The sequence below is a fragment of the Escherichia sp. KTE114 genome (assembly GCF_000407765.1).
GTDB classification, from domain to species: domain Bacteria; phylum Pseudomonadota; class Gammaproteobacteria; order Enterobacterales; family Enterobacteriaceae; genus Escherichia; species Escherichia ruysiae.
In genome coordinates this window covers 651,888-669,475 of record NZ_KE136626.1, presented here as the reverse complement: position 1 = coordinate 669,475, position 17,588 = coordinate 651,888, and the positions used below count along the sequence as shown (strand labels likewise).

The window sequence follows — 17,588 nt, the reverse complement described above, 5'->3', positions numbered from 1 at the left end:
CTGACAGGTAAGGCCCCGGAAATACTCGCTTTACCGGGGCCTGGCGAAGAATTATCTCTGCAACCACCAGACAGCCTCAAAAGGTCGCAATGTCATGGCTCCCGGTTGAGAGGCGGCTTCTTCATAGTTATGCATTAATAGTTGCCAGTCGCCGCTGATTTGCGTTGGTTGCCAGGGCTGCACGTCACGGCTAAGGTTGGCTATCACCAATAAAGTTTTCCCCAGCCATTCACGGCGATAGCACCACAATACAGGGCTGTTTGGCAGGAGATCCTGGTAATTGCCCCATGTCAGAATGGGTTCTTGTTTACGCAGCGTGATTAACTTCTGGTAGGTGTAAAACACTGAGGATTTATCGGCCAGCGCAGCTTCCACGTTGATTTCGCGATAGTTATCACTCAGACCAATCCACGGCTCGCCGGTAGTAAACCCTGCGTTATCGCCGTTGCTCCATTGCATTGGCGTGCGGCTGTTATCGCGGGATTTACTGGCGAGGATTGCCAATAGCTCTTCGGCGTCACGCCCATCGTTGCGCAGCTCGGCAAACATATTGAGGCTCTCCACGTCGCGGTAATCGGTAATGCGCGTGAAATGCGGATTAGTCATGCCAATCTCCTCACCCTGGTAGATATACGGTGTTCCCTGCATACCATGCAGTACCATCGCCAGCATTTTTGCCGCAGGCTCACGGTAGTCACCTTCATCGCCAAAGCGAGAAACAATGCGCGGCTGATCGTGGTTACACCAGAACAAAGCATTCCACGCAACGTTGTGCATTCCCTGTTGCCAGTGGCGGAACAATGTTTTTAACGCCACAAAGTCAGGTTTAGCCAGCGTCCATTTTTCACCGCCGGGGTAATCGACCTTCAGGTGATGAAAATTAAAGGTCATCGACAATTCACTGCCTGTCAGTGCCGCGTATCGCTGGCAATGTTCAAGGCTGGTGGAGGACATTTCACCCACAGTCATTAATCCGCGTGGCGTAAAGACATCGCGGTTCATTTCGTGCAAAAATTCGTGTGCTCGTGGCCCGTCGGTGTAGAAGCGACGCCCGTCGCCATCCAGATCGTTGGGGAAGTTCTGGTCTTTGGAAATCAGATTCACCACATCCAGGCGCAGCCCGTCTACCCCGCGATCGGCCCAAAACTCACAGACTTTTTTCAGTTCTGCGCGTACTGCTGGGTTTTCCCAGTTGAGATCGGCCTGTTCTGGTGCAAACAGATGCAAATAATACTGTTCGCTTTCTGCGTGCCAGCGCCAGGCATTGCCGCCGAATTTAGAACGCCAGTTATTCGGTGGTATTCCTGGTTCGCCATCACGCCAGATATAAAACTGACGGTAAGGACTTTCTTTGTTCAGTGCCTCGCGAAACCAGGCGTGTTGGGTAGAAGTATGGTTAAACACCATATCAAGGATAATGCGAATACCGCGCGATTTCGCCTGCGCCACCAGTTCGTCAAACTCGTCCAGCGTACCATAGGTGGGATCAATCGCCGTATAGTTCGCTACGTCGTAACCGTTATCGACCTGTGGGGAGACATAAAAAGGTGTCAACCAGATAGCATCGACGCCCAGTTTTTGTAGGTAGTCGAGGCGCAGAGTGACTCCTCGCAGATCGCCGGTGCCGCTGCCCGTGGTGTCCTGAAAACTCTTTGGATAAATCTGGTAGATAACGCCGTTTTGCCACCAGTGGGGAAGATTAGTCATTACGTCATTCCTGCAAATGCGAGGGGGCGCAAGTGCGCCCCGAAGAAAATTAAACAATGTTCAGCGTGCCCAGGCGGTGTTTTCGCTGGTAGATAAACGAGGTGAGCACAATCGGGATGATGATGGCGATAGCCATTGCCAGCGCAAATACCTGCCAGTAGCTCAGCTGAATGGAGAGAATACCAGGCAGACCACCGACGCCGATGCCATTCGCCATAACGCCGTTCAGGCCGCAGAGCAATCCCGCCAGACCGGAACCAATCATCGCGCACAGCATCGGGAAGCGATATTTCAGGTTGATGCCGTACATTGCCGGCTCAGTAACCCCAAGATAAGCGGAGATCGCCGCTGGAACCGAAATTTCCCGCTCGTTCTGTTTACGGCTGGCGATAATAATTCCTACCACTGCCGACGCCTGAGCAATATTCGAAAGGGCAATCAGCGGCCAGACTGGCGTACCGCCCATGCTTTGAATCATCTGCATATCAATGGCAAGCGTGGTCTGGTGTACGCCGGTAATGACCAGCGGCGCATAGAGGAAGCCAAACAACGCTGCGCCAATCGGAGCAAAGCTGCCAGTCATCAGGTGACGTACCGCAAAGGCAACGCCATCGCCAATCATGCGACCAAACGGACCAATCAGCGCATGGGCGAGGAACACCGCGAGGATCAGCGAGCAGACCGGTACAACCACCAGATAGAGATAATCCGGCACGATGCGCTTAAGGCGAGTTTCAATAAAGCCCAGCGCCAGCCCGGCTAACAGCGCCGGGATCACCTGCGCCTGATAGCCTACTTTCGCAATACTGAACATGCCAAAGTCCCACACTTCCGGCACCTGCTGCCCGAGCAGATAGGCGTTCATCAGTTGTGGAGAAACCAGCGTTACGCCAAGCACAATACCAAGGATCGGCGTGCCGCCCATTTTTTTCACCGCCGACCAGCAAATCCCGACCGGCAGGTAGAAGAAGATCGCCTCACCGATCAACCACAGAAAATCGTAGATCGTTTGCAGGGAAGGGTACATTTGCGCCAGCGTCTGGCCGTTGCTCATCGGCAGATCGCCGATAACATTGCGAAAACCGAGGATCAAACCGCCGCTAATCAGCGCGGGCAGCAATGGGAAGAAGATCTCCGCGAAATGGGAGATCAACTGTTCATGCCATTTCATATTCTGCCTGGCGGCTTTTTTCACCTGCTCTTTATCGACCTGCGCCTGACCAGTCGTTGCCAATAACGCTTTGTAGTAATCGCCAACGTTGGTGCCAATCACCACCTGAAATTGTCCTGCATTGGTGAAACAGCCTTTCACCATGGGGAGTTGTTCAATTTCTTTTGGTCTGGCATTGGCTGGTTGGTTGAGGACAAAGCGCAGGCGAGTAATACAGTGGCTGACCGTCGCGATATTGCCGCGCCCGCCGACCAGTTCAATCAACCGATCGATATCCGTTTGGTTCACTTTGCTCATCATAAGGCCCCGTGGCAGATGACATATTTGGTTGACGGCAGAATATAGTGGGAAGGAAAAATTAAAAATGGGAACGTTCCCGAAACACGGCGAAGATCACAATTTATCGTTCAGGAAACGATCAGGACAGGGTGGCGGGGATGATGATTTGTTGCGGTTCGCTGCGCCCGGTTATCTGCTCAATCAACTGGCAGGCCGCCTGGCGTCCGGCTTCTGCGTAGCCTGGGTCAACGGTGACGATCTCCGGATGGAGGAACTTCATCAACGGTGTATTACCAACGCTCGCCAGCTGTAAGGTATCGATGCGTTGCTCTTGCAGGTATTTACTTGCGCCAAGTGCCAGCGTGTCAGTTGCGCACAGCAACGCGGTGGTTTCAGGGGTAATGACTTTTGCCACGTTCTCATAACCTTGCTTCATGGCGAGGCCAGGCAGAGCGGCGACGGGATGCAGTTTATGCGCTTTGCAGAACGCCAGATAGGCTTCGTGACGTCGTTTACCGGTCGTCACGTCGCTGTGCGGTACGCCGAGATAACTGATATTGCGATGCCCCTGGTCATACAGTCGTTGCATCAGGATTTTGATCGCCCCTTCGTCGTCATAACAGACTGAAGCAAAGCCCTTTGCGTCGCGTGCCAGCAGCACCAGCGATGACTGCCAGTGGGCTAACATCTCTTCGGTTATACCGGTAAAACCAAACAGTACCACGCCGTCGATATTACGACGTTTCAAAACGCCCAGATGTTCGGCAACTAATTGTGGGGAAAACTGGCTTTCCATCATGATGGGGTCGTAACCCTGTTCATAGAATGCCGGCAGCATGGTCTGAACCGCGAGATTTTCTGAGAGCGAATCCAGGCGGGTCACGATGATGGCGACCACTTTATCGCTTTGCCCACGCATGGCGCGCGCAGAGCGGGAAGGGGAAAATCCATGCTGATTCATCACCGCTTCAATACGCTCGCGCGTACGCTGGCTCACGCCGCTTTCGTTATTCAGCACCCGGGAAACAGTGGATTTTCCCACGCCGCTCAAGCGCGCGATGTCTTTGATGGTCAGCCGATTTTGCATCCTGTTATCCCGTAACTTGTTGTTTAATTATTAGAGACTAACTTTACCCTCGCATTCAGCAATGGGCAAAGTCTGGTTTATCGTTTGTTTAGTTGCCGACAGGTATTATATCGGCATAAATGCTACGAATATTATTGGATTCGCGGCGCTATTTATTCACTTACCGGAGGTTATATGGAACCTGATCCCACGCCTCTCCCTCGACGGAGATTAAAACTTTTCCGGTAAGCCTGTCTTTTCACGGCGTTACCGGATGCGTAAGGCCGTGACGTTTTAACGTCCCTGCTCAGTTTTATTACCTTCAGGTAAGGCTTCGCCACGCCTGAAGATATTTCTGCACTGTTCCTGACAGCGCGGAGGGACTCTCTATGTTTAAAGAAATTTTTACCCGGCTCATTCGCCATTTACCTTCCCGTCTGATCCGTCGCGATCCGCTACCGGGGGCGCAGCAGACAGCGAATGCACCAATCCCGCCTTCCTTAAGCGCGCATTGCCTGAAAATGGCGGTGATGCCAGAAGAAGAATTATGGAAAACGTTCGACACCCACCCGGAAGGGTTGAATCAGGCGGAAGTGGAAGTTGCCCGTGAAAAACATGGCGAAAATAAATTACCTGCGCAACAGCCGTCACCGTGGTGGGTACATTTGTGGGTCTGCTATCGCAACCCCTTTAATATTTTGCTCACGATCCTTGGCGGTATTTCTTACGCCACGGAAGATTTATTTGCCGCTGGCGTTATCGCGTTAATGGTGGCTATTTCTACGTTGCTGAACTTTATTCAGGAAGCACGTTCCACCAAAGCGGCAGATGCCCTGAAAGCGATGGTCAGTAATACCGCGACGGTGCTGCGCGTAATTAATGACAAAGGCGAAAATGGCTGGCTGGAGATCCCGCTCGACCAGTTGGTGCCCGGCGATATTATTAAACTGGCGGCGGGGGATATGATCCCGGCAGATTTACGTATCTTGCAGGCGCGGGATCTGTTCGTTGCTCAGGCATCGTTAACCGGTGAGTCTCTGCCCGTTGAAAAAAACGCGACCACGCGCCAGCCGGATCACAGCAATCCGCTGGAGTGTGACACCCTGTGTTTTATGGGCACCACAGTGGTGAGCGGCACGGCACAAGCGATGGTGATTGCCACAGGCGCTAACACCTGGTTTGGTCAACTGGCGGGGCGTGTCAGTGAGCAGGAAAGTGAGCCGAATGCCTTTCAGCAAGGGATCAGCCGCGTCAGTATGCTGCTGATTCGCTTTATGCTGGTGATGGCGCCCGTGGTGCTGTTAATCAATGGTTACACCAAAGGCGACTGGTGGGAAGCGGCGCTGTTCGCGCTTTCGGTAGCGGTAGGTTTGACGCCGGAAATGTTGCCGATGATTGTCACCTCAACGCTGGCGCGTGGCGCAGTAAAGCTGTCGAAACAGAAAGTGATCGTCAAACATCTGGATGCCATTCAGAACTTTGGCGCTATGGATATTCTGTGTACCGATAAAACCGGCACCCTGACGCAGGATAAAATTGTGCTGGAGAATCATACCGATATCTCCGGTAAAACCAGCGAACGCGTGCTGCATAGCGCGTGGTTGAACAGCCATTACCAGACCGGGCTTAAAAACCTGCTTGATACAGCGGTGCTCGAAGGTACGGATGAAGAGTCGGCGCGCTCGCTGGCCAGCCGTTGGCAGAAAATTGATGAGATTCCGTTTGATTTTGAGCGTCGCCGGATGTCGGTGGTAGTAGCAGAAAATACCGAACACCATCAACTGGTGTGCAAAGGTGCATTGCAGGAAATCCTCAATGTGTGTTCGCAGGTACGTCACAATGGCGAGATTGTGCCGCTCGATGACACCATGCTGCGTAAGATTAAGCGGGTTACTGATACGCTGAATCGTCAGGGGCTGCGTGTGGTAGCGGTGGCGACGAAATACCTGCCGGCGCGTGAAGGGGATTACCAGCGGGCAGATGAATCCGACCTGATCCTCGAAGGATATATTGCTTTCCTTGATCCGCCCAAAGAGACAACCGCTCCGGCACTGAAGGCATTAAAAGCGAGTGGCATTACCGTAAAAATCCTCACTGGCGACAGTGAGTTAGTGGCGGCGAAAGTGTGCCATGAAGTGGGACTGGACGCGGGAGAGGTGGTTACTGGTAGTGATATTGAAACGCTATCTGACGACGAGCTGGCAAGTCTCGTGCAGCGTACCACACTGTTTGCCCGCCTGACGCCGATGCATAAAGAACGCATCGTAACGTTGCTGAAGCGCGAAGGGCATGTGGTTGGCTTTATGGGCGATGGTATTAATGATGCGCCCGCCTTACGTGCTGCGGATATCGGCATTTCTGTGGACGGCGCGGTAGATATTGCCCGTGAAGCAGCGGATATCATTCTGCTGGAAAAAAGCCTGATGGTGCTGGAAGAGGGGGTTATTGAAGGGCGCCGTACTTTCGCCAATATGCTGAAATACATCAAAATGACGGCGAGTTCTAACTTCGGTAATGTGTTCAGCGTGCTGGTGGCGAGTGCTTTTTTGCCCTTCCTGCCGATGTTGCCGTTACACTTGCTTATTCAGAACCTGCTGTATGATGTGTCACAGGTGGCGATCCCGTTTGATAACGTAGACGATGAGCAAATTCAAAAGCCGCAGCGTTGGAATCCGGCGGATCTGGGACGCTTTATGATCTTCTTCGGACCGATCAGTTCGATCTTCGATATTCTGACGTTTTGCCTGATGTGGTGGGTATTTCATGCCAACACGCCGGAAACGCAAACGCTGTTCCAGTCGGGCTGGTTTGTGGTGGGGTTACTGTCACAAACGCTGATTGTGCATATGATCCGCACCCGCCGTGTGCCGTTTATTCAGAGCTGTGCATCGTGGCCGTTAATGATCATGACCGTGATCGTGATGATTGTCGGGATCGCGTTACCGTTTTCGCCGCTGGCCAGTTATCTGCAACTGCAGGCGCTGCCGTTAAGCTATTTCCCGTGGCTGATTGCGATTCTGGCAGGGTATATGACGTTAACCCAGTTAGTGAAAGGATTTTATAGCCGTCGTTACGGCTGGCAATAAGTGAGTGCTGAGACTGATCGATAAATATTCTTACTGGTCAGTCTCCTACGAAAAGACCTGAACAAAAAAATAAATTACTGCAAAAATAAAAAAACAAATAAACGTCCAGCTCAAATTATAAAGGGCGCTATAGCTTTTATTTACCGAACGAGAGAGAAAGATGTCTTCTTTTTTAATGTGTCTGGAGGAGATGTTGCGATACAGGCGGATATAATAAACACAATAAAGTAATAAAGGCGGTATTACCCATCCACCTGTTGGTTTGCCAAATATAAGCGTGAGTATAATGGAGACAGCAAAGAAAAGCAGAAAGACGATTTGCGCTTTGGATTCTATTTTTTTTAATTCGCTTCTTACGCCTTCTGCGTGCTGTTCTTGCCAGCGCCGGAGCGTACTAACACTAAATTGATAGTGTTCACATAGCTCCTTATTAGACGTACCCTCTTTTGACCGCTGTAAAATTTCAGCAATTTGTTCATTCGTGAAACGGGATTTAGCCATCTTCAACCCTCCGTGGTTGAATCAGATAATCCAGGCGCGATTCCTGGATTATCTTTCTGACAGAGATTAGCGACGAACAGCGATCGCTTCGATCTCAATCTTCACGTCTTTCGGCAGACGGGCAACTTCAACGCAAGAACGTGCCGGGAAGGTAGCGTTGTGTTCGGTGAAGAAGGCTTCGTAAGTCGCATTTACGGTTGCGAAGTCGTTCAGATCTTTCACAAACACGGTGGTTTTAACGATGTCGCCCACTTTCAGGCCAGCCGCTTCCACGATCGCTTTTACGTTATCCAGTGACTGACGCGCTTGTGCTGCTACGTCTGCCGGTACTTCGCCAGTTTTCGGGTTTACCGGGATCTGACCGGAGGTGATGATCATACTGCCCAGATCAACGCCCTGAACATAAGGTCCGATAGCTGCCGGTGCATTTTCCGTAGCGATAGTTTTGCTCATGATTTCTCCTTTATTACAGCGGTAAAAAGTCTGGCTCATTATAGGGAGCCAGACTTTTATTACCAACCGCAATTAATTGGCCAGCACCACATTATGGGAAAACTCTTTTTCGCAGTATTTGCATTTGAGCGCGATGTCATTGGCGCGTTTTCGCACTGCAAAGCTGGAAGAAACCGGTTCGGCATGGCTGATACAGTTGCTGTTCGGGCAGACCAGCACATTGTCGATGCGCTCCGGCAGGCTGGGGCGCGATTTACCAACCACTTCATAATTGTCGATACGATTTACTGTGGCTTGCGGTGCGTACAGCGCCAGTTGGTCTACCTGATCTTCACTCAAAAAGGTATTTTCGATCTTGATCAGATCTTTGCGCCCCATCTCGCCAGAAGGCAGGTTCAGACCGATGGTGATACGCTGATCCGTTTCGGTCAGCTTGAACAGACTCAACAGCTTAAAACCGATCTGGGCGGGGATATGGTCAATTACCGTGCCGCGTTTAATAGCTTCAACCTGCAATTTATTATCGTGTGTCATCTCAATTTCCCCTTACAGTACCAGATCGCGATTCAGAACCAGCGCCAGTAACGCCTGGCGAGCGAAAATCCCGTTGCCTGCCTGCTGGAAGTACCAGGCGTGCGGCGTTTTATCGACATCCGTTGCAATTTCATCAATACGCGGCAGCGGATGCAGCACTTTCATATTGGCTTTGGCGTTGTGAAGGTCGCTGGCGCGCAGGACAAACTGCGCTTTTACGTTAGCGTATTCGGACGGATCCAGGCGTTCTTTTTGCACGCGGGTCATATACAGAATGTCCACTTCCGCCATCACTTCTTCAATGGAGCTATGCAGGCTCCAGGCGATACCTTTTTCATCAAGCATGTCCAGAATGTACTGCGGCATTGCCAGCGCGTCCGGCGCGATGAAGTAAAAACGGTTGCCGTCGAACTTCGCTAACGCCTGAGTCAGGGAGTGAACGGTGCGACCATATTTCAGGTCGCCGACCATTGCGACGCGAAGATTGTCCAGACGTCCCTGGGTTTCCTGAATGGTGAACAGATCCAGCAAGGTTTGCGTCGGATGTTGGTTGGAACCATCACCGGCGTTCAGCACCGGCACATTGCCGGAAAACTCAGTCGCCAGGCGCGCCGCACCTTCCTGTGGATGGCGCATCACAATTGCATCGACGTAAGTGCTGATAACCGAGATGGTATCAGCCAGCGTTTCACCTTTTTTTCCCAGTGAGGTGTTTGCGCTGTCAGAGAATCCCACCACACTAGCGCCCAGGCGGTGCATCGAGGTTTCGAAAGAGAGGCGGGTGCGGGTTGATGCTTCGAAGAAGCAACTGGCAATCACTTTATGTTTCAACAACTCTGGTTGCGGGTTTGCTTTCAGTTTCGCCGCTGTCGCCAGCACCAGATTAAGGTCATCGCGACTAAGGTCATTTATGGAAATGATGTGTTTTTGATATAGCGGATTAGCCATGTTTATCTCCTGACGCCTGGGCAAAAAAAAGCCCCTCGATTGAGGGGCTGGGAATGGGTGATCAACGGGAAGAAAAACGGCAGGCCAGCGTCTTTTTTCAGACGCGGTAAGACAAAATGTCGAACACACTGAACCATACATCCTCCCGGCAAATTGTCCGGCATTATACTCAGCCAGAAAGTGGGATCAAGCGATTAATGCAAGAAATTCCCCAGGTAAACGATTGTTGTGAATTTATATGCTTAAAATTTGAATTTATAACGAAATGAATTTGGGGGGGGAATGTGGGTGGAAAAATATGCGCTGGCGCAATCAGGCGGCAAAAAATGCTGGTATGGCAGTAAGGAATTACGTATAACAAGAGAAATGAAACGATGTTTTAATTGAGGGAATGAAAAAATGATCATCGGAAATATTCATAATCTCCAGCAATGGTTGCCAGAAGAGTTACGCCAGGCGATTGAGTATATTAAAGCGCACGTTACGGCAGAAACGCCAAAAGGTAAGCACGACATCGAAGGCAACCGCCTATTTTATCTTATCTCTGAAGATATGACCGAGCCGTATGAAGCACGCCGTGCGGAGTACCATGCCCGCTATCTCGATATTCAGATTGTGCTAAAAGGGCAGGAAGGCATGACCTTCAGCACACAACCTGCGGGCACGCCGGATACCGATTGGTTAGCCGATAAAGACATCGCCTTTTTGCCAGAAGGTGTTGAGGAGAAAACAGTTATCCTCAATGAAGGCGACTTTGTCGTGTTCTATCCGGGTGAAGTACACAAGCCACTATGCGCAGTGGGCGAGCCAGCCCAGGTTCGCAAAGCGGTTGTGAAAATGCTGATGGCGTAAGTGGATTATGCCGGAGGCGACGTTACGCCGCCTCCGGTACTGGCGTTATTGGGCGAGCGTCGCAACCATTACCGCTTTGATGGTATGCATGCGGTTTTCCGCCTGATCAAAAACAATACTTGCGGCAGATTCAAAGACCTCATCCGTCACTTCCATCCCACCGTGCAGGCCAAACTCTTCTGCCATCTTTTTACCTAGCGTCGTTTGGTCGTCATGAAACGCGGGCAGGCAGTGCAGGAATTTGACGTCTGGATTACCGGTCAACTGCATCATTTTGCTATTCACCTGATAATCACGCAGCAATGCAATACGTTCTGCCCATTTCTCTTTCGCTTCCCCCATCGACACCCACACATCGGTGTAAATAAAGTCGGCCCCTTTAACGCCTGCTGCGATATCTTCTGTCAGCGTAATATTCCCGCCATTTTGCTGCGCCAGGGCGCGGCATTCCGTAACCAGCGAAGCTTCCGGCCAGCACGCTTGTGGCGCTACCAGGCGTAAATCCAGACCGGTCAACGCCGCAGCTTCCAGCATTGAGTTACCCATGTTGTTGCGTGCATCTCCGGCATAAACCAGCGTCATCTCATTGAAAGCTTTACCTGGTAAATGCTCCTGCATGGTCAGCAGATCCGCCAGAAGCTGTGTAGGATGAAACTCATTGGTCAGGCCGTTCCATACTGGCACACCTGCATATTCCGCCAGCGTTTCGACAATCTCCTGACCATAGCCGCGATACTGAATACCGTCATACATGCGACCAAGTACGCGGGCGGTATCTTTAATCGACTCTTTATGGCCAATCTGGCTGCCGCTGGGGCCGAGATAAGTGACACGTGCGCCCTGGTCATATGCGGCAACTTCGAAAGAGCATCGGGTACGAGTCGAGTCTTTTTCGAAGATGAGCGCGATATTTTTACCTGTGAGTCTGGCTTCTTCTTTACCGCTTTTCTTATCGGCTTTCAGCTTCGCAGCTAATTGCAGCAGGCTGTTGAGTTCAGCTGGTGTGAAATCGAGTAATTTCAGGAAATGTTTATGATAAAACCCGGACATAGATCCCTCCAGTGGCTAACGCTGTAATGAATTAAAATTCAATTTATATGGATGATTATTCATTTGCAAGCCTAAAACATAAATCTTTGTCACAAAGGTGGAGGCAATGTCAGTGGTGTGTGACAATAAGAGTATCGGCAGGACATTAAGAGGAATGAGCCATGGCAAACCCGGAACAACTGGAAGAACAGCGTGAAGAAACGCGTTTGATTATTGAAGAATTACTGGAAGATGGCAGCGATCCGGACGCGCTGTACACCATCGAACATCACCTTTCCGCAGACGATCTGGAAACCCTGGAAAAAGCAGCGGTTGAAGCGTTTAAACTCGGTTACGAAGTGACCGATCCTGAAGAGCTGGAAGTGGAAGATGGCGATATCGTAATTTGCTGTGACATCCTCAGCGAATGCGCGTTGAATGCCGATCTTATCGACGCCCAGGTTGAGCAATTGATGAACCTGGCAGAGAAATTCGACGTTGAATACGACGGTTGGGGCACTTACTTTGAAGATCCTAACGGCGAAGACGGCGACGATGAAGATTATGTCGACGAAGACGATGACGGTGTTCGTCACTAATTAATTGATTAAAATGCCCGCTAGTACACACTAGCGGGCATTTTTTTAGAGTTTACGCAGCATCCGCACTTCACAATCGACATGGCCCGTGCAACCAAGTGCGTAATCGATATGTTGAAAACCTAAATGTTCATACAAACCAATCGCTTCTTTTAAAAAAGCGGTCGTTTCCAGATAGCAGCGTTTGAAGCCCATTTCTCGCGCCTGCTCCATCGCCATTAAGGCCAGTTTTTTCGCCAGTCCTTTACCGCGAATAGCAGGAAGAAAATACATCTTTTGCAGTTCGCAAATGTCCGATTCACTACCTGCTAATGGCGCAATCCCGCCGCCGCCCACCACTTCGCCATTGTGTTCAACTACCCAATACGCATGACCAGGCTGACTATACACTTGATACAATTCGTCGAGATTGGGATCGGCGACGGTGTAGCCTTTATCAGCGGTAAGACCGTATTCTGCGGATACCTGGCGGATGACGCTGGCGATGGCGGGATTATCGGCGGCAGTAAGTTTGCGCAAACGGAGCGCGGGAGAAGCGACAACATTCATAGCATAGCTCAATTTCAAATGTATGATTTATAGCTCACTTTAATACCACCCTCGCTTATGCGGTGCAAGAAGAAGATAAATCAGAAAATATTAAGCATATATCTCTTTGAGAAAGCGTATTCTAGGCGTACCAGTATCAATTTACTGGGATTATTATCTATATGAATGGAATTTATTTTAGGGATATGATTCATGAATGGTGTAAACGTCGGGAAAGATAATTCTCGTCACTCATTTGTTTTTACAGGCAAAGGTGGTGAGTATTTTCTTATTTGTCTTGTGAATTTTTTACTGACAATTATTACTCTGGGAATATATGGGCCGTGGGCATTGGTGAAATGCCGTCGTTATATTTATCAACATGTGACACTCAATGGGCAACCATTTAGTTATAAGGGAACTGGTGGTGCCATTTTCGTTAGCATGTTCCTTATTATGGTCGTTTATCTTCTCAGTATTTCTTGTTTTTCAGGCCAGCACTTTGTTCTTGGTTTTCTCCTGTTTGCTCTCTTGATCTGCGGTATTCCTTGCATGGCAGTGAAGAGTCTGCAATATCAGGCGAACATGACCTCACTGAATGGCATTCGCTTTGGCTTTAACTGCTCGATGCTCCGTGCATGGTGGGTCATGTTAGGTCTGCCTGTTCTGTTGGCGTTAGCTTTTTGGTTCGCACTGTATCTTATTGCGCAAGTGACGACATCGATAGGAGGATTATTCTTTAACTTAGTCGCGTTAAGTTTGCTTTCTGCCATCGGGCTGGGTGTTGTCCATGGTATAACCTATAGTAAATGGATGCCATTGCTGGGTAATAATGCAACTTTTGGCATTAATAAATTTTCTATTCAGGTAAACGTAAAAGAATGCATTAAAGGATGTACACTCGCAATATTAACTATGGCTCCTTTCATCATTGTGATTGGTATTATGATTGCGCCAGTATTCCAGCAGTTAATAATGATGAGCATGTTGGGGCAGTCTGATGCAGGAGGTGAGCTTGTATTGCAATATTACCCGCAGATTACGGCTTCCTACTTCCTGTATTTTGTTGCGATTCTTGTGTTTTCCAGTTATCTCTATGTCACGTTACGCAATCTGTTTCTGAATAATTTAACGCTGGCAAATGGAACAATTCGTTTTCATTCGTCCATTACCACGTTCGGTATGCTTCTGCGCATGTTTGCAGTATTAATGGGAGCCTCAATCACCTGTGGCCTGGCTTACCCCTGGTTGAAAATGTGGATGATTAGCTGGATTGCCAACAATACCCACGTTCAGGGTGACCTTGATTCGCTGGAGTTAACCAATGATGACAAACCGCAGGATAGCGGTCCGTTAATGTGGATTTCTCGCGGTATTATGCCGTATGTTCCGTTTATCTAAATAAAAAGGCCGGAGTATGATCCGGCCTTCGTTTTCTTTACTGCATTGATTACAGTGCAGCGATAACAGCCTGCTGTTCAATCAGCTTCGCTTTCGCTTCTGCATAGCCTTCCAGCTTCTCACGCTCTTTAGCGATGACCGCTTCCGGTGCGCGGGCGACAAAGCCTTCGTTCGCCAGCTTGTTCTCGATACGGCTGATTTCACCTTCAATCTTCGCCACTTCTTTCGCCAGACGCGCCAGCTCATCTTCTTTGTTGATGAGGCCTGCCATCGGGATCAGCAACTCTGCGCCGTCGACGATCTTAGTAACGGAAACCGGACCTTTGTCATCGGCAGGCAGCACGGTGATGCTTTCCAGACGCGCCAGCGTTTGCAGGAAGCCACGGTTTTCATTCACGCGACGCTCTGCATCCGCACTGCAACCACGCAGCAGCAGCTCCAGCGGTTTGCCCGGGGCGATGTTCATTTCCGCACGGATGTTACGTACCGCAACGATCGCTTGTTTCAGCCACTCGGTATCGGCCAGTGCGGCTTCATCAACCTGAGATGCATCGTACTGCGGGAACGGCTGCAGCATGATGGTGTCAGCGGTGATGCCGCAAAGCACTTTTACGCGCTGCCAGATAGTTTCGGTGATGAACGGAATGATCGGATGCGCAAGGCGCAGCAGACCTTCCAGCACGGTCACCAGCGTATGGCGAGTACCACGCAGTTCGGCTTCGGTGCCACCGTTCATTACCGGCTTGGTCAGCTCCAGATACCAGTCACAGAACTGGTTCCAGGTGAATTCATACAGAATGCCAGCAGCGATATCGAAGCGGAAGCTATCCAGTGCTTCGCGGTATGCTTTGATGGTCTGGTTGAACTCCGCCAGAATCCAGCGATCCGCCAGCGACAGCGTCATTTCGCCGCCGTTGAAGCCGCAATCCTGACCTTCTGTGTTCATCAGCACAAAGCGGCTGGCGTTCCACAGTTTGTTACAGAAGTTACGGTAACCTTCCAGACGCTTCATATCCCAGTTGATGTCACGACCAGTAGAAGCCAGCGCCGCCAGGGTGAAGCGCAGGGCGTCAGTACCGTGCGGCTCAATGCCGTTCGGGAACTGCTTCTCGGTGCGCTTACGGATTTTGTCCGCCAGCTGCGGCTGCATCATGTTGCCGGTACGTTTTTCCAGCAGTTCAGGCAGCGAAATACCGTCGACCATATCCAGCGGGTCAATAACGTTACCCTTGGATTTGGACATCTTCTGGCCTTCGTCGTCACGAATCAGGCCGGTCATGTAAACAGTGTGGAACGGCACCTGCGGTTTGCCATTTTCATCTTTGATGAAGTGCATGGTCATCATGATCATGCGGGCAATCCAGAAGAAGATGATGTCGAAGCCAGAAACCATCACGCTGGTCGGGTGGAACTGACGCAGGGCGTCGGTATTTTCCGGCCAGCCAAGAGTAGAGAAGGTCCACAGCGCGGAAGAGAACCAGGTGTCGAGAACGTCTTCGTCCTGACGCAACGCGACGTCCGCACCGAGGTTATTTTCCTGACGCACTTCATCTTCGTTGCGGCCAACATAAACGTTACCCGCTTCGTCGTACCATGCCGGGATTCGGTGACCCCACCACAGCTGACGAGAGATACACCAGTCCTGAATATCGCGCATCCAGGAGAAGTACATGTTTTCGTACTGCTTCGGTACGAACTGAATGTCGCCGTTCTCAACTGCTTCAACCGCCGGTTTCGCCAGCACGTCGGCACGAACGTACCACTGGTCGGTCAGCATCGGTTCGATAACCACGCCGCCACGGTCGCCGTAAGGAACGGTCAGGTCGTGCGGTTTAATTTCTTCCAGCAGGCCGAGTGCGTCAACCGCAGCAACGACTGCTTTACGCGCAGCAAAACGCTCGAGTTTCTGGAACTCTGCCGGGATTTCGCTGGAATAAACGTCGGATTCGTTACCTTTGGTATCGAATACCTGGGCGCTTTCACGGATATCGCCGTCAAAGGTCAGGATGTTGATCATCGGCAGGGCATGACGTTTACCGACTTCATAGTCGTTAAAGTCGTGTGCCGGAGTGATCTTCACGCAGCCGGTGCCTTTTTCCATGTCGGCGTGTTCGTCGCCAACGATCGGAATACGACGGTTAACCAGCGGCAGAATGACATATTTGCCAATCAGATCTTTATAACGCGGATCTTCCGGGTTAACAGCCACGCCGGTATCGCCCAGCAGGGTTTCCGGACGGGTGGTCGCAACCACCAGATAATCTTTACCATCTGCGGTCTTCGCGCCGTCAGCCAGCGGATAGCGGATGTGCCACATCGAACCTTTCGATTCGCGGTTTTCCACTTCCAGGTCAGAGATAGCGGTACGCAGTTTCGGATCCCAGTTTACCAGGCGTTTGCCACGGTAAATCAGGTCTTCTTTATACAGACGAACGAAAACTTCTTTCACCGCATTGGACAGACCTTCGTCCATGGTGAAGCGTTCACGCTCCCAGTCTACGGAGTTGCCAAGACGACGCATCTGACGGGTAATGGTGCCGCCGGATTCTGCTTTCCATTCCCAGATTTTGTCGATGAAGGCTTCGCGGCCATAGTCGTGACGGGTTTTACCTTCTTCTGCGGCAATCTTGCGCTCAACGACCATCTGGGTAGCGATCCCGGCGTGGTCAGTACCGACCTGCCACAGGGTGTTTTTACCCTGCATACGCTGATAGCGGATCATGGTATCCATGATGGTTTGCTGGAAGGCGTGACCCATATGCAAACTGCCGGTGACGTTCGGCGGCGGGATCATGATGCAGAAACTTTCCTGGCTTTCATCGCCATTAGGCTTAAAGTAGCCCTGCTTTTCCCAGTGCTCGTAAAGCGGCTGTTCGATATCTTGTGGGTTATATGTCTTTTCCATTATTTCCAGGTTGCCGTATTCAGGTTGAAACCAGCCACGCGGTAGGCTTTATAGCGTTCGCGCGCCAGTTGTTTCAGAGAATCTTCATAAGGAACGAAGTCTACCACTTCTGTGAAAGCGGTGGCAAAATCTGCAAAGCTTGTTCGCAGACTAATCAATATATCACGCGGGCTGCTGCTACGTTTTTGCGGCCAGGCAATCTCCACCGGCGCACCGCCGCGCGGCCCTTCTCCCGCTAAATTGTGCGGAACAAAACTTTCTGCCGGACGCGCCCACAGGGCTTCATCCAGCCGGTAAGCCTGCTTTTCATCTTCACAGGCGATGAGCACGCGCTTACCGCTGCACCAACGTTCTGCGGCAATTTCACACACCAATTGCTCAACGGCGCTTAAGCCATCGACGGTGGTGTCATTGTCCAGAAGGTAGAACGTTGCGTTTTTCATATATGGGGCTTCTTGTGGTGGATTTAAATATTGCTGCATTCCTCACCCTGAAAGATGAGCAATGAATTTCTATTGCGCTCGATCGG

The 17,588-nt window shown here is 50.7% G+C and carries 16 protein-coding genes and 1 pseudogene; 5 read left to right on the top strand and 12 right to left on the bottom strand.

The genetic code is table 11. From position 1 onward, the window contains the following. Positions 1 to 51 precede the first annotated feature (51 nt). The 3 genes and pseudogenes from treC to treR all read right to left on the bottom strand — a co-directional run. Entirely contained in the window at positions 52 to 1,707 is a 1,656-nt protein-coding gene (gene treC / locus WC5_RS17335; protein ID WP_000183359.1) for an alpha,alpha-phosphotrehalase, read from the bottom strand. A gap of 49 nt (positions 1,708 to 1,756) precedes the next feature. Then, a complete protein-coding gene (treB, locus tag WC5_RS17340; protein ID WP_016231480.1) occupies positions 1,757 to 3,178 on the bottom strand; it encodes a PTS trehalose transporter subunit IIBC in 1,422 nt (473 codons plus the stop codon). A 118-nt stretch (positions 3,179 to 3,296) separates the two neighbouring features. Then, positions 3,297 to 4,247: pseudogene (gene treR, locus WC5_RS17345) on the bottom strand (trehalose operon repressor TreR); the annotation flags it as partial. Positions 4,248 to 4,418: 171 nt separating this feature from the next. Here treR and mgtL point away from each other — a divergent pair. Both mgtL and mgtA read left to right on the top strand, forming a co-directional pair. Continuing rightward, the gene (gene mgtL, locus WC5_RS25210; RefSeq protein ID WP_001387276.1) at positions 4,419 to 4,472 is read left to right on the top strand and encodes a mgtA regulatory leader peptide MgtL; all 54 of its coding nucleotides are present in this window, start codon (positions 4,419 to 4,421) and stop codon (positions 4,470 to 4,472) included. A gap of 140 nt (positions 4,473 to 4,612) precedes the next feature. Then, a complete protein-coding gene (gene mgtA, locus WC5_RS17350) occupies positions 4,613 to 7,309 on the top strand; it encodes a magnesium-translocating P-type ATPase (protein WP_000471852.1) in 2,697 nt (898 codons plus the stop codon). A 45-nt stretch (positions 7,310 to 7,354) separates the two neighbouring features. Here the strand turns inward: mgtA and WC5_RS17355 are convergent, their stop codons facing one another. From WC5_RS17355 to pyrL, 5 genes are all read right to left on the bottom strand, one after another. Next, positions 7,355 to 7,810, bottom strand: a complete 456-nt coding sequence (locus WC5_RS17355) for a transposase (protein WP_001130091.1) — start codon at positions 7,808 to 7,810, stop codon at positions 7,355 to 7,357. A gap of 66 nt (positions 7,811 to 7,876) precedes the next feature. After that, positions 7,877 to 8,263 carry an enamine/imine deaminase gene (locus WC5_RS17360; RefSeq protein ID WP_000047542.1) on the bottom strand — a complete coding sequence of 129 codons (387 nt, stop codon included), beginning with the start codon at positions 8,261 to 8,263 and terminating at the stop codon, positions 7,877 to 7,879. 72 nt (positions 8,264 to 8,335) lie between these two features. Then, positions 8,336 to 8,797, bottom strand: a complete 462-nt coding sequence (gene pyrI / locus WC5_RS17365; RefSeq protein ID WP_000148581.1) for an aspartate carbamoyltransferase regulatory subunit — start codon at positions 8,795 to 8,797, stop codon at positions 8,336 to 8,338. Positions 8,798 to 8,809: 12 nt separating this feature from the next. Next, positions 8,810 to 9,745 carry an aspartate carbamoyltransferase gene (gene pyrB, locus WC5_RS17370; RefSeq protein WP_000013052.1) on the bottom strand — a complete coding sequence of 312 codons (936 nt, stop codon included), beginning with the start codon at positions 9,743 to 9,745 and terminating at the stop codon, positions 8,810 to 8,812. A 2-nt stretch (positions 9,746 to 9,747) separates the two neighbouring features. After that, positions 9,748 to 9,882, bottom strand: coding sequence for a pyr operon leader peptide (gene pyrL / locus WC5_RS0121900; protein WP_001296693.1), 135 nt, complete (start codon positions 9,880 to 9,882; stop codon positions 9,748 to 9,750). A 262-nt stretch (positions 9,883 to 10,144) separates the two neighbouring features. On the opposite strand from pyrL, the gene tabA reads away from it, so the two are divergent. Then, positions 10,145 to 10,597 carry a toxin-antitoxin biofilm protein TabA gene (tabA, locus tag WC5_RS17375; protein ID WP_000583474.1) on the top strand — a complete coding sequence of 151 codons (453 nt, stop codon included), beginning with the start codon at positions 10,145 to 10,147 and terminating at the stop codon, positions 10,595 to 10,597. Positions 10,598 to 10,642: 45 nt separating this feature from the next. On the opposite strand, the gene argF is transcribed toward tabA, so the two are convergent. Further along, entirely contained in the window at positions 10,643 to 11,647 is a 1,005-nt protein-coding gene (gene argF / locus WC5_RS17380) for an ornithine carbamoyltransferase (RefSeq protein WP_000012938.1), read from the bottom strand. Positions 11,648 to 11,808: 161 nt separating this feature from the next. Here argF and rraB point away from each other — a divergent pair, with 161 nt between their 5' ends. Then, positions 11,809 to 12,225 carry a ribonuclease E inhibitor RraB gene (gene rraB, locus WC5_RS17385; protein ID WP_000002947.1) on the top strand — a complete coding sequence of 139 codons (417 nt, stop codon included), beginning with the start codon at positions 11,809 to 11,811 and terminating at the stop codon, positions 12,223 to 12,225. A 45-nt stretch (positions 12,226 to 12,270) separates the two neighbouring features. Here the strand turns inward: rraB and WC5_RS17390 are convergent, their stop codons facing one another. Further along, positions 12,271 to 12,774: a GNAT family N-acetyltransferase gene (locus WC5_RS17390; RefSeq protein WP_010353854.1), complete on the bottom strand. Its 504-nt coding sequence runs from the start codon at positions 12,772 to 12,774 to the stop codon at positions 12,271 to 12,273. A 192-nt stretch (positions 12,775 to 12,966) separates the two neighbouring features. Here WC5_RS17390 and WC5_RS17395 point away from each other — a divergent pair, with 192 nt between their 5' ends. Further along, positions 12,967 to 14,154 carry a YjgN family protein gene (locus tag WC5_RS17395; protein WP_001014715.1) on the top strand — a complete coding sequence of 396 codons (1,188 nt, stop codon included), beginning with the start codon at positions 12,967 to 12,969 and terminating at the stop codon, positions 14,152 to 14,154. A gap of 49 nt (positions 14,155 to 14,203) precedes the next feature. Here WC5_RS17395 and valS read toward each other — a convergent pair whose 3' ends face one another. Then, entirely contained in the window at positions 14,204 to 17,059 is a 2,856-nt protein-coding gene (gene valS, locus WC5_RS17400; protein WP_000416397.1) for a valine--tRNA ligase, read from the bottom strand. Continuing rightward, positions 17,059 to 17,502, bottom strand: a complete 444-nt coding sequence (gene holC / locus WC5_RS17405) for a DNA polymerase III subunit chi (RefSeq protein WP_024192185.1) — start codon at positions 17,500 to 17,502, stop codon at positions 17,059 to 17,061. The genes valS and holC overlap by 1 nt, the downstream gene beginning before the upstream one ends. Between the last annotated feature and the right edge of the window lie 86 nt (positions 17,503 to 17,588).

What these genes read in the sequence shown, in the direction of transcription:
- treC (WP_000183359.1), bottom strand. Translation starts at nt 1,707, where the DNA reads ATGACTAATCTTCCCCACTGGTGGCAAAACGGCGTTATCTACCAGATT.
- treB (WP_016231480.1), bottom strand. Translation starts at nt 3,178, where the DNA reads ATGATGAGCAAAGTGAACCAAACGGATATCGATCGGTTGATTGAACTG.
- mgtA (WP_000471852.1), top strand. Translation starts at nt 4,613, where the DNA reads ATGTTTAAAGAAATTTTTACCCGGCTCATTCGCCATTTACCTTCCCGT.
- WC5_RS17355 (WP_001130091.1), bottom strand. Translation starts at nt 7,810, where the DNA reads ATGGCTAAATCCCGTTTCACGAATGAACAAATTGCTGAAATTTTACAG.
- WC5_RS17360 (WP_000047542.1), bottom strand. Translation starts at nt 8,263, where the DNA reads ATGAGCAAAACTATCGCTACGGAAAATGCACCGGCAGCTATCGGACCT.
- pyrI (WP_000148581.1), bottom strand. Translation starts at nt 8,797, where the DNA reads ATGACACACGATAATAAATTGCAGGTTGAAGCTATTAAACGCGGCACG.
- pyrB (WP_000013052.1), bottom strand. Translation starts at nt 9,745, where the DNA reads ATGGCTAATCCGCTATATCAAAAACACATCATTTCCATAAATGACCTT.
- pyrL (WP_001296693.1), bottom strand. Translation starts at nt 9,882, where the DNA reads ATGGTTCAGTGTGTTCGACATTTTGTCTTACCGCGTCTGAAAAAAGAC.
- tabA (WP_000583474.1), top strand. Translation starts at nt 10,145, where the DNA reads ATGATCATCGGAAATATTCATAATCTCCAGCAATGGTTGCCAGAAGAG.
- argF (WP_000012938.1), bottom strand. Translation starts at nt 11,647, where the DNA reads ATGTCCGGGTTTTATCATAAACATTTCCTGAAATTACTCGATTTCACA.
- rraB (WP_000002947.1), top strand. Translation starts at nt 11,809, where the DNA reads ATGGCAAACCCGGAACAACTGGAAGAACAGCGTGAAGAAACGCGTTTG.
- WC5_RS17390 (WP_010353854.1), bottom strand. Translation starts at nt 12,774, where the DNA reads ATGAATGTTGTCGCTTCTCCCGCGCTCCGTTTGCGCAAACTTACTGCC.
- WC5_RS17395 (WP_001014715.1), top strand. Translation starts at nt 12,967, where the DNA reads ATGAATGGTGTAAACGTCGGGAAAGATAATTCTCGTCACTCATTTGTT.
- valS (WP_000416397.1), bottom strand. Translation starts at nt 17,059, where the DNA reads ATGGAAAAGACATATAACCCACAAGATATCGAACAGCCGCTTTACGAG.
- holC (WP_024192185.1), bottom strand. Translation starts at nt 17,502, where the DNA reads ATGAAAAACGCAACGTTCTACCTTCTGGACAATGACACCACCGTCGAT.